This window comes from Mycoplasmopsis agassizii (assembly GCF_002276225.1).
Taxonomy (GTDB): Bacteria; Bacillota_I; Bacilli_A; order Mycoplasmatales; family Metamycoplasmataceae; genus Mycoplasmopsis_B; species Mycoplasmopsis_B agassizii_A.
Genome location: NZ_NQNY01000001.1, coordinates 1 through 15,845, shown reverse-complemented (window position 1 = coordinate 15,845; position 15,845 = coordinate 1). Strand labels below are relative to the sequence as shown.

Below are 15,845 nucleotides of genomic sequence, written 5' to 3'. Positions count from 1 at the left end.
AGCAGGAATGTGCTTTGTTTTTATTTATTTTATAGTGGTTTTTGTTATATTATAAAAGCATAACACAAATTAATGTGGAGGACAAGATGAAATATCAAGGAATTGGTGCTTCAGCAGGTGTTGTTGTAGCCAAAATTTTTCGCCTTGAAGAAGTTAAAATCACTATTAGAGATGATTTTAAATCTGCTGAAGCAGAACTTCAAGAACTAGATCGTGCATTTACTTTCGTAGCAGATGATCTAGAAAATTTAATTACTAAGTTAAAAGCAGCTGAAAACCTAGAAGAAGCAGAAATTTTTCTAGCACATTTAGAGATCCTAAAAGATCCTGATACTAAAGCTTTAATTGAAAATGAGATTAAAGCTAATCAACTTAATGCAATGCAAGCTTTAGATAAAACTTACAATAATTACATTACCATGTTTGAATCAATGGATGATGCTTACATGCGCGAGCGTGCTGCTGATTTAAAAGATCTACGTTATAAATTGCTAGCTTCACTAGCAAATGTCAAAATTTTCGATTTATCGCAAATTTCTGAAGATAGTATTTTAGTTGCTTTTGACTTGACACCAAGTCAAACAGCGAGCTTAAACCTAAAGCATACTTTAGGTTTTGCAACTAATATCGGAGGGCGCACGAGCCATAGTGCCATCATGGCTCGTAGTTTAAATATCCCTGCAGTTGTTGGTTTAAAAGATATTTTAGAAAATACTAAAGATGGCGATACTTTAGCACTGAACGGCCAAAGTGGTGAAGTGATAGTTAATCCTAATAAAGAAGAACTAGAGCGCTTTGCTAAAGATCGTGCAGTTTATTTAGAATATTTAAATACTATTTTAGAATATAAAGGTAAAGCATCAACCACAAAAGATAATTTTGTGGTTGAACTAGCAGCTAATATTGGTAGTCCAAAAGATATGGAAGGCGTTATCAATAATGATGCTGAAGCAGTTGGTTTATTTAGAAGTGAATTCTTATATATGGACGCTAATAATTGACCTACTGAAGATTTTCAGTTTCAAAAATATGCTGAAGCAATTAAAAAGTTTAATGATCCAAAACGTAAGATGATTATTCGTACCTTAGATATCGGTGGCGATAAGACCTTAAATTACTTTAAGTTTCCTGAAGAATTAAACCCCTTTTTAGGTTACAGAGCAATTCGCTTAACTTTAGAGAAAAAAGAAGTTTTTAAAGATCAACTACGTGCCTTAATCAGAGCAGCACAGTTTGGAAAACTGGGAATTATGTTCCCGATGATCACAAACTTACCTGAATTTATCGAAGCTAAGAAGTTTTATGAGGAAACTTATGAAGAATTAGTTAAAGAAAAAGTAACTATTGGTAAAAAAGAAGATATTGAAATTGGTTTAATGATTGAAACTCCTGCTGCAGCGATTTTAGCTGATAAGTTTGCTAAATATGCAGACTTTTTAAGTATTGGAACTAATGATTTAATTCAATATTCAATGGCTGCTGACCGCATGAACGAACACGTTTCATACTTATATCAACCTTTAAACCCTTCAATTTTAAAGTTTATTAAAATGACAATTGATGGTGGTCATAAACATGGTAAATGAGTCGGAATGTGTGGTGAAATGGCGGGTGATCAAAATGCCATTCCTTTACTACTTGGACTAGGACTTGATGAATTTTCAATGTCAGCAAGTAGCATTTTACCTGCACGTAAATTGCTAAGCACATTAGAAAAAACTAAGTGAGAAAAAATTGCTACTCAGGCTTTAGAACTTGAAAATGAAGAACAAGTCAAACAGTTATTAGAAGAGGAATTAAGATAAAATGAATAAAAATATTAAAAAAATTGCCATCCTAACTTCAGGTGGTGATGCTCCAGGGATGAACAACGCAGTTCGTGCAGCTGCACTACGTGCACTTGCTTTAGGAATTGAGCCCTACCTAGTTTTTTACGGTTATAAAGGTCTAGTTGAAAACAATATTAAAAGTTTAAAAGAACTAGGAATTAATTTAAATGACTACATCAATGTTGGTGGTACTTTTATTTTTTCAGCACGTTATCCTGAATTTGCTGATGAAAATGTCAGAAAAATTGCTAAGGATAATTTAGATAAATTAGGGATCGATGCTTTACTAGTTATTGGTGGAGATGGTTCATATAAAGGGGCTCAACGTTTACATGAAATGGGTGTAAAAACTGTTGCACTTCCAGGAACAATTGATAACGATATTGCTTCAAGTGATTTCACAATTGGTTATGATACAGCCTTAAATACAATTACTGAAGCAGTGGACAAAATTCGTGATACAGCTCGCTCACATCGCCGTTGTATTCTAGTTGAAACCATGGGACATGGTGCTAGTGATTTAGCTCTATATTCAGGAATTGCTACAGGCGCTGAAATCATTGTTACAAATGATTTCAAACTAACTGAAGATCAAATTATTGAGCGTGTTGAAAAATTATTTACAAGTAAAAGAAAACGTGCTGTTATTGTGATGGTTAGTGAATTTATTTTTGAAGACATTCATGCAATTGCTAAAAAAATTGAAGAAAAAACAAAAATTTCTTCAAGAGCAGTTGTGCTTGCGCACATGCAAAGAGGTGGACATCCTTCTGCACGTGAAAGAATTGATGCAACAAGAATGGGAACAAATGCAGTTGATTTTCTAAATAATGGTCATAGCGGAATTGCTGTTGGAATTGTTAAAGGATTTACAACTCACACTCCAATTTTAGAAGCACTGGCACAACCAGGAACACGTAAAGATGAAATTTCTAGACGGACAATTAAATACAGTGAATTAAATTCACAAGTTATAGATTAAGAGAAAATGGGCAATCCCATTTTTTTATTTTCTTGAAAATATAAAGCATTAAAAAATGAAACAGACTTTCATTTTTTAAATTTTTGAATGTAAAATTAAGATAATGAATTTGCAACTTGAAGAAAGAATTAAATCAGTTACAACTAAACCAGGAGTCTATTTATGAAAGAATAAATATGACCATGTTTTATATGTTGGTAAAGCTAAAAATTTAAGAAATAGAATGGTTCAATATCTCAAAGGTTCAATCAATTCTTATAAGACAAATGCCTTAATGGAAAAGGTGGAAGACTTTGAAGTTTTTGTAGTTGAAAATGAAAAAGAGGCTTTACTTTTAGAACGAAATTTAATTAATCAGCACAAGCCTTATTACAATATTTTATTGATAGATGACAAGCGCTATCCTTACATAAAAATTATTTTAAAGAAGGATAAAATTGAAGTAAGATACGAAAGAATTGTTAGCAAAAAATCACATAATAGTTTGTTTTATGGTCCGTTTCCAACTGGATCAGGAGCTAATATAATTAAACGCATGATCGAGAGAGAATTATTTTTTGAAAATGGTTTACCTATTGTTAATACAAATAGTGAATATTGAAAAGATAAATTTTTACAAGTTAAAAATTTATTAAAATTAGGTGATAAAAAATTACTTAAAAATATTGAAAATCAAATGCATCAAGCTGCTGAAATTCAAAATTTTGAAATTGCAAAAGAACTAAGAGACACTTTAATTTTTTTAAAAAAATTGCATGAAAAACAAGTTGTTCAATTAGAAAATATTGCTGATATAGATGTCATAAGTGCTAAAGAAGATAATGGTTTAATTTATGTAACATTTTTATTTTATCGCTATGGAATTTTGATCAGTAAAAGTTTAGAAGTATTCGAAATTAAAACTGATTTTGAAAATTCATTAGTTGAATTTGTTAATCAGTTTTATGCTAAAAAAGCAATAGTTGCAAATATTATTTTAGAACCACAATTTAAAAATTATGAATTTAGTTTTGATGAAAAAATCAAACTATTCTTCCCAGAAAAAGGGCTTTATCGGTTAATTTTGAATCATGCAATAGAGAATACAAATCAAGCAATTAAAGAAAAAGCAAATGAATTTAAATTGAGATTAGAAAAAAATCAACGTAATTTATCTGCTCTTGAAAAGTTAATAAATTTAGATGAAATTAAAAGAATTATTTTAATAGATAATTCTCATATTTCAAATATTAATCCTGTATCTGCAATTATCTCTTATGTTAATGGTGAAAAGAAAAAAGATGAATATCGTAAAATAAATTTAGCAGCAAATGATGAAAGATTAGCTGATGTTGATTACATGAAACAAGCTATTACAAAATATTTTTCTAATCTAGAAAAAAGAATAAAGATGTGACCTGATTTAATAATTGTTGATGGTTCATATCCACAACTGCACGAAGTTAAAAATACGTTAAATGAATTAGAAATAAATATTAATGTCATTGCACTTACAAAAGATGAAAGACATAAGACAAAATATTTAATCGATTTAAATGAAAGTAAAATAAAAATAGAAGACAGAAATTTATTTAATTTTTTATCAGAAATGCAAGAAGAAGTCGATCGCTTTGCAAAAGAATCTTACCGTAAAAGAAAGGGTAATTTTTCACTTGAAGGAGACCTTAAAAAAATTCCTGGTGTAGGAGAAAAAAGAGAACTTTTATTGCTTGAACATTTTTCAAATTACAACAATATTTTCAATGCATCTTTGGAGGAATTGAGTAAATTTGTTCCTTTAAAAATAGCACAAGAAATTAAAAATAAGTTAGGGCAAAAAGAACTTGAAAAATTAAAGGAAGAATCACAAATAGATAAAAATTAATCAATCCCAATTTCTAAAATCAGTTACAAGATTTATGTCGTTTAATTTTAGCATTTAAATTACTTTATAAGATTTAGAAAACAATTTTTAATCACTTAAATTTCAGATTAACTTTAAGATAAAATTATTAATATTTGTTAGCAAAAAGGTATTTGCTAACAATTTTTATAATCAAAAAAAATTAGATTTACAAACTTTTAAATTATTTAGAAATACAGTATTTTTTACAATAGTTTTATAATATGGGCAGAAAATTTGTAAGTTTATTTAAACTTATTTTCATCTAATAGGAGATATATGAAAAAAACAAAAAAATTATTAATATCATTTGCAGTTTTAGCAGGTTTAAGTGCAACTGTAGCTGCTGTTGCTTGCAGCACAAGTATTATTAATAAAGAAGTGAAAACAGAACTTAATAACAATTTAAACAATACACCAGTTATAACAGGTGATGTTGTTCAAACACCTGTTGAAGTTAAAACAACTAAACCAGTTGAAGTGGTTGATCAAGTTTCAATTAATCAGCAAAAAGAATCAACAAGTACAACAACCAAAACTAAGGTAGTGCATCATGCTGATCCTGATGGTGCTGATTCTGAAGATGATTGAACTGAAGAATCTAACCAAGCAACAGCTGAATTTCAGGCAATCGAAAAAGGTTTAATAGAAGTTTTTGGTAGCAATAAAACTATTGAATTAAAAGATTTTAAGCAAAGTGCTAAAGACTTTATTGAAGAAACTAATAAGCAAACTTTTAAAGTACAACTAACTCGCTTGCTAGAAGGAACAACTTTAACTAAAGAACAAAAAGATAAGGTTCAGGAATTATTAAGCAGAAGAATTTTTAACATGCCTGTTATGAAAAATCTTCATTTAGTAGAAAATAAGCCTACACAGGCAACTTTAAGATTGCTATTTTCTTTTGAGGTTAAAGGCTTTAAACTAGATTTTACAATTAATGGATTTTTAAACCCAAACAAAAAGGTTGAGCCTAAAGTAGAAGTTCAACTAGAAAATAAAGTTGTTTCCACACAAGCACAAACTTTAGATAATTCTACAAAAAAAGATGATCGCATGATTACTGTTTCAATTGGTAAACCAGTTGATGACACTCCATTTATGGCGATCCCTTTGCCTGATAAACCACAGCCAGAAGTTAAAAAACCTTCAAGTATTTATGTAAAACATCCACTTTGATTTGCTTATTTACCTAATGGTAACCAAAAACTAGTTGCTTCATTAGCAACTAGACTAGATAAATTGGCAAAAGCAACAACTATTCGCTTAAAAAACAATAAAAGTGTTAGAGAATATTATGAACTATTTTCAAAACTAAACCCTAGTGATTCACTAGTTAATTTATTTGATGAACATTCACAAGATTTTGCTAATAGAGGTGGTAGTCCTTCATTCAGTGATTATGGATACATGATTGCTAAAACTAAAGTAAAAAATATTAAGTGAATTTGAAATCACCAAACTGTTTCAAATCCACTTTCAGTAGAATTTACATTGTTCTATAATGATTCAGATCATAAATTCAAATTTAACTTTGTAACTGCAAGTAACAAACTTGATGATTTACAAAATATCAAGTTTGATTTATCAAAAACTTACGAAGTAAGACAACCAGGAATTGATGGTGAAACAGATAGTTCAGGCAATTTATATCGTTCATCTAGAGCAGTTTCAAGCAGAAAAAATGTCTATGAATTCATGACTAAATTCTCTAGAAGTAGAGGCTTACAAACTAACATGACAATGCTAGGTGATTTTTTAGCTAATGCTAATTTAACTGCTGAACAGTGAAAAATTGTCAGATTAATTCAATCAGTTCCTATTACAGGTTCAGCACTAGAATTTACAGAAAACGATGGTAACACAACTGACACTTTTGATATTGTGCTTCGCTATGGAAAAGATCATAAAGTCTTTCGCTTAAAAGTTAAAATCGCTGCTGCTAAACATTGATATTCTCATAATGTGGAACCTTTATTTAACTATGTAGATTTTGAAATTCTAAAAGAATTTATTACTAAAGTAAATGAACGTATGGTGTTAAAAAGAAAAATCTCTGATACACTTACTGACTGAGATAAATTCAGAAGAGATACAGACTGAAGTTACATGTCACATATGTTCACTATCAATACTCCACACGATGGAAGAATTGAAGATATTTTTAGACCAACATCAAAGAATTTTGATCCTAAACCAGTGCCTACAAGTTGAAACCCAATTTCAATTATTAAGAATATGCATATTAAAAATATGCGTTACTATGAAACTCAAGGTTCACATCAAATTTTGAGAATGAATCCTTATTTTACTAAGAAAAATGGAATTAAAACTTCTAGATACGCTCACATGGGTCAAAGTCTTTACATCATTGTTGATAGGTGACAAGAAGAAGGACCTGATATTCAAAACTGATATTAATAAACCAAAATGAAATGAACCTTTAACGGTTCATTTTTATTTTCTAATCAAGACAATACGCTATAAAATTTTCTAATAACTATTTTTTTCTGCAACTGGTAGAAGAAAGCACTAATCAGAACTAGATATCACTTTTCCAAAAAGTTAGATTTTGGTTCCAAAAGAGATAGTAAACCTACTTATTGGCTTTAAAATACTTTTTTAAGTGTTTTTTTATTGGAATTTCCAAATAAAATAAATACAAATTAAAAATCCAGTATTTTTTGCAATAGTTTTATAATGTGGGCAGAAAATTCGTAAGTTTTATATTTAAGGCTTACTTTCAAATTTATTAGGAGATATATATGAAAAAAACAAAAAAATTATTCTTATCATTTGCAGTCCTAACTGGTATAGGTGCAACTGCAACTGCAGTTGCATGTAGTACAAGTGTAGTTGAAAAAACTAAATCTGAAAATGCTAATAAACTAAGTAGCACTACAACCCCTGTAGTAGTTACTGATGTTATAAAAGAACCAACAGTAAAAGTTAATGAAGTTGAAAAAGCATCTACAGAAGTTCAAAAAACTTCTGTAGAACATGTAGAAGTTAACAACGTTGAAACTAATGTTACACCTATTGCACAAGCGATTCATGTCTCAGTTAATGAGCAAAAACAAGAATCAGAAGATTCTTCAGAAACCAAAAAAATCCACCATCATTTAGAAAGTGGTGATCATTCTGAAGAAGATTGAACCGAAGAAACCAAGAAAGCCACTGAAGAGTGAAAAAAGATTGAAAAGGGTCTACTTGATATTTTTGGAAACGAAAAAACAATTGAGTTAAAAGACTATAAACTAACTACTCAAGAATTTATTAAGCAAAACAAAGCTAAATCATTTAGTTACCAACTTGAATGATTATTAGCTAACACAACTTTAACAACTGCTCAAAAAGAACAAGTTAAAACATTACTAAAAACCAAAATTTTAAATTCACCTATTGCAAAGAATTTCTATTTAATTGAGAAAAAAGGTTCAGTAGAAATTGTTTTAAGACTTTTATACGCAGTTGATTTTAAACAATTTAAGCTAGAACTAGTTGTTAGTGGATATGTTGATCAACCTAAAAAAGTGGTAAAAAGAGAAACAATCTCTAAGCCACAAGTTGAAACACAGGTAAATTCTAAAGAAGAAACAACTAAAACAAAAGTTGAACCTCAAGTTACAACACCTAAACCTGTAGTAAAAGATTCTAAGAAACCTGAAGAAGGAAAAAGTATGGGAATTTCAATTTCATATATTAAACCAGTTGATAATACTCCAGCTGGAGCAATTCCTTTACCACCAGAACCTGATCCTAACACTAGAAAAAGCATTTATGAAAATCATCCACTTGATTTTGTTTACTTACCAAATGGTAATCATCAGATAGTTCAAGCGCTTTCAGTTAATTTAGATAATTTAGCTAAAGCTAAAATTATTAGATTGAAATCAGGTAAAACTGCTAAACAATATTTTGAATGATTCTCAAAACTTCATCCAAGTGATTCACTAGTTAATTTATTTGATGAGCATTCACTAGATTTTGATAAAAGAGAAGGAGCAACTCCTTCATTTAGCCACTATGGATACTTGATTGCAAAAACTAAGGTCAAAAATGTTGAATGAAAATGAAACAGAAAAGTCGTTTCACAATCCCTTTCAGTATCATTTACCTTAAATTACAATAATAAAGATGTTAAATACAACTTTACATTCATTACACAAGATAATAAACTTGATGATCTAGATGATGTAATGTTTGATTTATCAAGTCGTTATGAAGTAAGACAACCTGGAATTGAAGGTGAACAAGATGCAGCTGGAAATTACTATCGTTCAGCTAGAGCAGCTTCAAATAAGATAAATGTTTATGAATTTATGACTAAGTTCTCTAGAGATCGTAATTTACAAAACAACATGAACATGTTAGGTGATTTCTTTGCAAATGCTAATTTAACTAATGAACAATGAAAAGTTGTCAGACTAATTCAGTCAGTTGCAATCACTGGTTCAGCGCTAGAATTTTCAGAATCAGGTGGGAATACAACTAATACTTTTGACATAGTTCTGCGCTATGGTCGTGATAATAAAGTCTTTCGTTTAAAAGTAAAAGTTACTCCAACAAAACATTGATACTCTAGAAATATTGAACCTTTATTTAACTATATTGACTTTGAAATTCTAAAAGAATTTATTTTCAAAGTTAACCAGCGTATGGTTTTAAAAAGAAGAACAGCTAATGAAGGTGCTGATTGAAGCAAACTTCAACGTGATAAACCATGAGACTATATTTCATTCTTATTTACAATCAATACACCTCATGAAGGAAGAGTTGAAGATATCTTTAGACCTACTTCAAAAAACTTTGATCCTAAACCAGAGCCTACAAGTTGAAACCCAATTTCAATTATTAAAAACATGCATATCAAAAATGTTCGTTATTACAAAACTGAAGGATCACACGAAATTTTAAGATTAAATCCATACTTCACCTATAAGAGTGGTCGTAAAAATTCTGCATATGCTCATATGGGACAAAATCTATATATCATTGTTGATAGATGACAAGAAGATGGACCAGATATTAGATATTGATCCTAACAAACTAAAACAAATGAACCTTAACGGGTTCATTTTTATTTATTTGACCTCACACATCATTAACTAAATAAAATATATGATAATTATTTTAGGTGAAACAAAAATGCAGCGATATAAGCTGCATTTATAAATTAGGAATAGAACAACACATTCATGTTCTAATAATTTTATAAAAATACTATTTAATTTTTATTTGAATTAACTTAGTTTAAAAATTCTTTATTATAAGGATTAATTATTTGATATTGTTTTTTTCTAAAACAGAATCAATTCTCTTTACATCATTTTGAAGTTCATTGACGGTTTTATCAATTCTCTTTACATCCTTTTGAAGTTCATTGACGGTTTTATCAATTCTTGCAATATCTGATTTAACTTCAACCATATCTTTTTGAAGTTCGTTGACATTTCCATCAATTCTTGCAACATCTGATTTAACTTCAACCATATCTTTTTGAAGAACCTGCGTGGTTTTATCAATTCTTCCAACATCATTTTTTAGTTGATTAATATCTGCCTGCATTACACCAATAACAGATTCTATTCTTGCAAAACCATCTAACACTATTTTTGCTAGTTGTTCAACAGTCATTGTGCCACCGCCTTTAGTTTTTAATTTATATGCTTTAATTGTACATATTAATCCACCATTTTCATCGGAAACAACATCCAATTCTAAATCGGAGTATTCTTTTAATATTGGAGATATTTTTTTAGAAAGAGAATTTCAGTCTTTGTAAATATTGTTCGCTTTCATTTAATTCCTTGAGATTGTATTTTTGTAGAATGAACACAAATCTACATAATAAATTATATAAGGATAATTTAATAATTGTCTACTTTGGTTTTTTTGCAGGTTTTGTTTCACATTTTAAGTTAAGATTTAAGCAAAACAAATGTTTATAATTGGTTTATTTTTTTTAAAGTATTTTTATTAATATAAGTTAATAATATTTCTGCTTGTCCTTTTAGTTTTAAACCTATTTTATGTTTCAAAATTAATGAGTAACCTTTAGTAAGAGTATAATAATCAATATTTAAATAACCTTTTATAACTGTTATTTGTGTTCAATAAGCATTCTCTTTTTTAATGAAAATTTCTTCATCAACAATTAATTTTTCAATATTGAAAAATTCACTTTCAAATAAAATACCTTCTTTCTTATTAATTATTTCTATTTTATTTTTTAGATTTAAAACATTAAAACTATGTTCTAAATGAAGTTCTCTTTTTTCATTATTTATATCCAATCTATCATAGTCATAAAGTCTAAAGGTTAAGTCTGAATTTTGCTGTATTTCAAAAACTGTTATGCCCTTGGTAATAGCATGAATTGTCCCGTAAGGAACATTAATTAGATCTCCCTTTTTTACTGTTTCATAATTTAAAATTTGGTCTCAATTATTTTGTAAAACATGTTCTTTAAAAATTGCTATATCTTCTACTTTTGATCCATAAATTATTTGTGCATTTTCAGGTGCTTCTAAAACATATCAGCACTCTGTTTTTCCTAACTTATAAAAATTCTTTTCAGCGTATTCATCATCAGGATGCACCTGAATACTTAAGTCATCATTTGCATCTATTATTTTTCCTAAAAGTGGGTACAGGTCGCCATAATAGTTACCAAAGAACTTTTTATTTGCTCTGTAAAATTCCGAAAGTAAGACTTCTTGTCCTAAATTAATAATCACACTTTCTTTATTTTCAAGAGCAGAAATTATGAGTGCTTCTCCTATATTTTTCTTTTCCGAATTAAATCAATTTGCTAGATGATTTCCGCCTCAAATTTTATAGTCAAGATAAGGCTTTAAAATTAAATATTTAAACATGTTTAGATTTTAAATTTTATCCTAAATATTTAGCAAAAATATTTGATTAATTATTAAGCATTGATTTAATAAAAACTCAACACTTTTTAGTGTTGAGTAAGTCAAATATTTTTAATTTTTTGGATTTAAATTAAGAGTTTTAATATTTTTCTTTTTAAGCATTTCAATTAATTCTAATCTGACATTTGGTCTTTCATTTTCTAAGACATTAGAACGTGCATAAGGATCGTGCTGAACAAAATGATGAGCTGATGTACGATCTCCTCCTTGTAATTCTGGTAGATAAGAAAAGACAATTGCGTAGTTTTTAAAATTAGCATCAACTACCATTGATCCTGAATTTCCTGCATTAACTTTTTCACCTGAATATAAACTTTCAGTTGCAGTTTTTGCAGTCGTTGTGTATAGTCCATTTTCTGGATTAGATATATGTTTACTTGTTGGATAGACAACTGAATTTAGTTCATTATATCTACCACCTACATCATAAGGTGCATAATATTTATCTCATGTTTCTTGATCTCAATCTCTAAAGAAGCTTTGGGCAACAACATTTGAAACACCTGAAACTACGAATGATTTTCTAAGTGAAGATGTGGCTGTTACATCTGATGAACGGTATGATAAAATTCTACCGTTTTCTCCTTGTAAACCAGGATAGCCAGCAATATATGAATTAGTGCGATCATCAGTTCGAGGATCTAAATCTAAAGTATTAAATCAGGCTTTTTGTTCTTCTTCAGACTTTTGTAAAGTATTGTATAACGCAGGTCATGCTACTTTCAGATCAGAATCTTTAAAAACCATTTTAAGTAAAACTAAATCAGGACCTGCAAGTTGGTAAGTATAAGTGAATTGAACTTCTTCTCTTTTCATACCTCCACCTAACAGAACTGAACCTTGTTCATCGCTTGAACGATAGATATGTCCCGCTGTGTATTGAGGCATATAAATGATGCTATTAATAAAGTTTTTTCTAGTATCAGTTAATCATGAAGGAGTTTGATCTGTAGCGTTAAGTTGTGTATAGTTATTATCCAGAAACATTGGTTTTTGAAAGCCAACTACCTCCATGTTTTGTCTTTGATAAGTTGGGCTTTGTTTTCACTGTTCATCAGTTATATTTGAAAGTGCTCTTGAAGAAATAGGATCTGTTTTTGAATAATCATCAGTTTCATAACGATTTCATGTAAATGATGAAAAACCAGAGTTTCTTAGTCAACTATTTTGTTTATTAAATATTCTTTTATTTTTTTGAGCCACTTTTTTGTTTTCTTCGAGACGCTCTTTTGCTAATTTTAATCTGTCAGGAAATTCTTTAAGTAATTCCTCATAATTTGACTCATTTAAATTAGAGTATTTATCCTCGTATCAATTAAAATATCTGACTCAGGTTGATAACTTGACTTCTGCTGATAACTTATCGTTTTCAAATACATAACCCATAATGTATCTTGATGTAGTTGTACCTGAAAGCATTCCAATATCTAATACGTGTTTATTAGTTGCGATTATAAAAGCATGTTGACCTTCTGGTAAGGTATCATCAACAATTTTATCTACTACTCAGGCCGTTCCACCAGTTTTAATAGTTTGGTTAAATTTGATTCCACTTGTTTCGTTTTGACCAAAATATGAAGAAAAATATCTTTTTTGTAGTGCGCTGTTATTTTTAAATCTTTTATAACTTTCAATATTTCTATCAAAATTACTTTTAACGTTTTTTCATGTATCATTTTTATCATCTTCTCAATCATCATTTTCACTTAAGTAACCTCCATATGATCAACTAAGTGAAACAGTTCGGTCATTAATATGTTTAATATAGTCATAATCATTTTTAAGATCAACATTAGATTTATTTAAGTCAATTTTGAAGGATTTATTTTCACTGCCTTTTTTATATGTAACATACAAAGTCATAGTACCTGTTTTATTATCGATATTTTCTGCATAGAACATAATGTCACTAATATCTGAATCTACCTTTTCAAATAATTTATAAGTTTTTTCAACTTCACTAACATTGTTTAAATAAATATGATCTGATAAAACTGATTTTTGATTCATTCTAATGTCATCACTTAAAGTTAATAACTTTCAAGCAAACATCTTAGGATTTTGCCCCATCTCATTATGAGTAACTAGATATTTTAGTGAGTTTAAATTTAATTTAAATTCACTGCTATTCATTTCTACTGCAGAATTTTTAACTTCTTCTGTTGGTTTAAGTAATTGTGGTGCACTAGCAATTTTATCTAAATTCATGTTTTTAGGTGGTTTAAGTGCCGCAATTACGCTTAATGATCTTCAAGTAATTAATTTTTGATTGTATCAAAAATTATAACTTTGTTCAAAGTGGGAATCGGGATTAATTTCAAAGCCTTTTTTAATTAGTTCATCTCTTTGTTTAACAGCTTGAGTATATTTATTTTGATTAGGATTTCATTCAGGAGCATCTAAATTAGGAATTGCTTTTTGAAAATCATCTTCTTCATTAATTCGACCTTTAATACTATCATTTTGAACAGTTCATTCATTGCTTCTAGTCTCAGTTTTTCTACTACCTGAAATACTATAAATATATTCATGTGAAGTTGGCTGATCTTTATGAAGCGTGGTTTTGATTTGGTAGCCTTGAAATTTTTTTAGATCTGTTTCATAAACTTGTACATATGGTTTATTTGGTTTTGAAGTTGTGGGTGGATGAAAATTACTTGGAGGATTATCTATTTTAGTCTCAGGAGGTTTTTGATCACCTGGTTTATCTTGTTTTGGAGGCTCATCTCTTTTAGTTTCTGGTGGTTTTTGATCACCTGGTTTATCTTGTTTTGGAGGCTCATCTCTTTTAGTTTCGGGTGGTTTTTGATCACCTGGTTTATCTTGTTTTGGAGGATTAGGATTAGGGTTTGTTCCCTTTTTAGCAAGTGGCGTTTGTTTTAAATCGACAATTTTAATTGTCGCAGTTTTGACATCTTGTTCTTTACTAATACTTAAATAAACTGATAAGGATGATTTTGAAGTATCGGCAGCGACAAGCGTAACTTTGGAAATTCTATATCCATCTTTTAGCGCTTTTTCAAAAGTTGTTTTATTAGATTCGTCTAATAAATTCAAAAAAGATTCTTGTACATCTTTGGTTAAATTTTGTAGTTTATCTTTTAATTGAGATAGTTCTTGATTAGAACTATTTGACTTAATTTCTTTAGGTAAACTATCGATAATTGCTTGTGCATTGATATTATTTGGAGTAGGTTGTTGACTGCAAGCAATCGCAGCAAAAGTAGCAAAAGTTGCTACAGGTAGCGACATAATAGTTATTAATTTTCTTCGTTTCATAAACAAATCCTTAAATAGAGATTTTCTCTTCTATTTAAATTGTACGCCCGTTTTTTTTTTTTTTTGTTTTGGCAAAAAAGTGGCTTTTTTGAACTATTTTGCAAATAATATGCTATTTTTAAAAAAAATATTGGTTGGCAGAAAACATAACTAGTTTTGGCTAATGAAATAAAACATATAAAAAAAGTTTTATTAAAAACCTATCACTTTTTTAAGTAGTGATAGGTAAAAATTGAACTGAATAATTAAAAATTTACTTTGAAAATTATTTAAGGTTATTTTTTTCTAAAACACCATCAATTCTCTTGACATCTTTTTTAAGTCCTGTGACAGCATCATAAACCCACTCATTAAATTTCTCTTGTTTTGCATTTGCTTCTTCTTGTTTTTTGTTGAATTCATCTTGTTTTGCATTTGCTTCTTCTTGTTTTTTGTTGAATTCAACTTGCCTATCCATGAATGCTTCAACCTTTTTGTTAAATTCATCTTGTTTTGTTTGAAACTGAATAACAAGCAGAGCTAAATCATTAATTGTCATTTTCTTAATTGGAGTTTTAGTTGTAGTTTGTTTAGGTTGGTCTGAATAGACCATGCAAACTCTTAAATCTTTTTCTTTATCTTCACAATCAATTGTGATATTTTCGTGATTTGCAAAAGTTGCATCAATAGCTTTACTTGCTGATTTTGAGTCTTTATAAGTTTCGTTTTTCTTCATAGAAACCTTTCTGATTAATAAATATTTTCCTATTTAATTATATATTCAAACAGTAACTGATTAACAAATTTATTTTTTGCACAATTTTTTGCAGGTTTTGGTACCCGTTTTTTGTTGAAAAAAGTATGAATTATGAACACTTTACTGGGGTAATAGCAAAAGTGCAGTTCGAAAGGCAGCACAATGAAAGAATATTTATTATTTAGATCTAAACTAATAA

General features: G+C 28.9%; 9 protein-coding genes. 5 read left to right on the top strand and 4 right to left on the bottom strand.

The genetic code is table 4. The features are described from left to right. The first annotated feature begins 86 nt into the window (after positions 1–86). The 5 genes from ptsP (at position 87) to CJJ23_RS00030 (ending at position 9,738) form a co-directional block, all read left to right on the top strand. Positions 87–1,805 carry a phosphoenolpyruvate--protein phosphotransferase gene (gene ptsP, locus CJJ23_RS00050; RefSeq protein ID WP_095334384.1) on the top strand — a complete coding sequence of 573 codons (1,719 nt, stop codon included), beginning with the start codon at positions 87–89 and terminating at the stop codon, positions 1,803–1,805. Position 1,806: 1 nt separating this feature from the next. Then, positions 1,807–2,811: a 6-phosphofructokinase gene (gene pfkA / locus CJJ23_RS00045; RefSeq protein ID WP_180737989.1), complete on the top strand. Its 1,005-nt coding sequence runs from the start codon at positions 1,807–1,809 to the stop codon at positions 2,809–2,811. A gap of 103 nt (positions 2,812–2,914) precedes the next feature. Next, positions 2,915–4,675 carry a GIY-YIG nuclease family protein gene (locus CJJ23_RS00040; RefSeq protein WP_095334383.1) on the top strand — a complete coding sequence of 587 codons (1,761 nt, stop codon included), beginning with the start codon at positions 2,915–2,917 and terminating at the stop codon, positions 4,673–4,675. A gap of 297 nt (positions 4,676–4,972) precedes the next feature. After that, positions 4,973–7,114, top strand: a complete 2,142-nt coding sequence (locus CJJ23_RS00035; protein ID WP_095334382.1) for a hypothetical protein — start codon at positions 4,973–4,975, stop codon at positions 7,112–7,114. 344 nt (positions 7,115–7,458) lie between these two features. Further along, entirely contained in the window at positions 7,459–9,738 is a 2,280-nt protein-coding gene (locus CJJ23_RS00030) for a hypothetical protein (RefSeq protein ID WP_095334381.1), read from the top strand. 235 nt (positions 9,739–9,973) lie between these two features. Here the strand turns inward: CJJ23_RS00030 and CJJ23_RS00025 are convergent, their stop codons facing one another. The 4 genes from CJJ23_RS00025 to CJJ23_RS00010 all read right to left on the bottom strand — a co-directional run bounded on the left by CJJ23_RS00025 (position 9,974) and on the right by CJJ23_RS00010 (position 15,625). Further along, positions 9,974–10,495 (bottom strand): hypothetical protein, encoded by a 522-nt coding sequence (locus CJJ23_RS00025; RefSeq protein ID WP_095334380.1) that lies wholly within the window; start codon positions 10,493–10,495, stop codon positions 9,974–9,976. Positions 10,496–10,638: 143 nt separating this feature from the next. Next, positions 10,639–11,571, bottom strand: a complete 933-nt coding sequence (locus tag CJJ23_RS00020) for a type I phosphomannose isomerase catalytic subunit (RefSeq protein WP_095334379.1) — start codon at positions 11,569–11,571, stop codon at positions 10,639–10,641. Between the two features lie 111 nt (positions 11,572–11,682). Then, positions 11,683–14,910, bottom strand: coding sequence for a proline-rich domain-containing protein (locus tag CJJ23_RS00015; protein WP_095334378.1), 3,228 nt, complete (start codon positions 14,908–14,910; stop codon positions 11,683–11,685). A 265-nt stretch (positions 14,911–15,175) separates the two neighbouring features. Further along, positions 15,176–15,625 carry a hypothetical protein gene (locus tag CJJ23_RS00010; protein WP_095334377.1) on the bottom strand — a complete coding sequence of 150 codons (450 nt, stop codon included), beginning with the start codon at positions 15,623–15,625 and terminating at the stop codon, positions 15,176–15,178. Between the last annotated feature and the right edge of the window lie 220 nt (positions 15,626–15,845).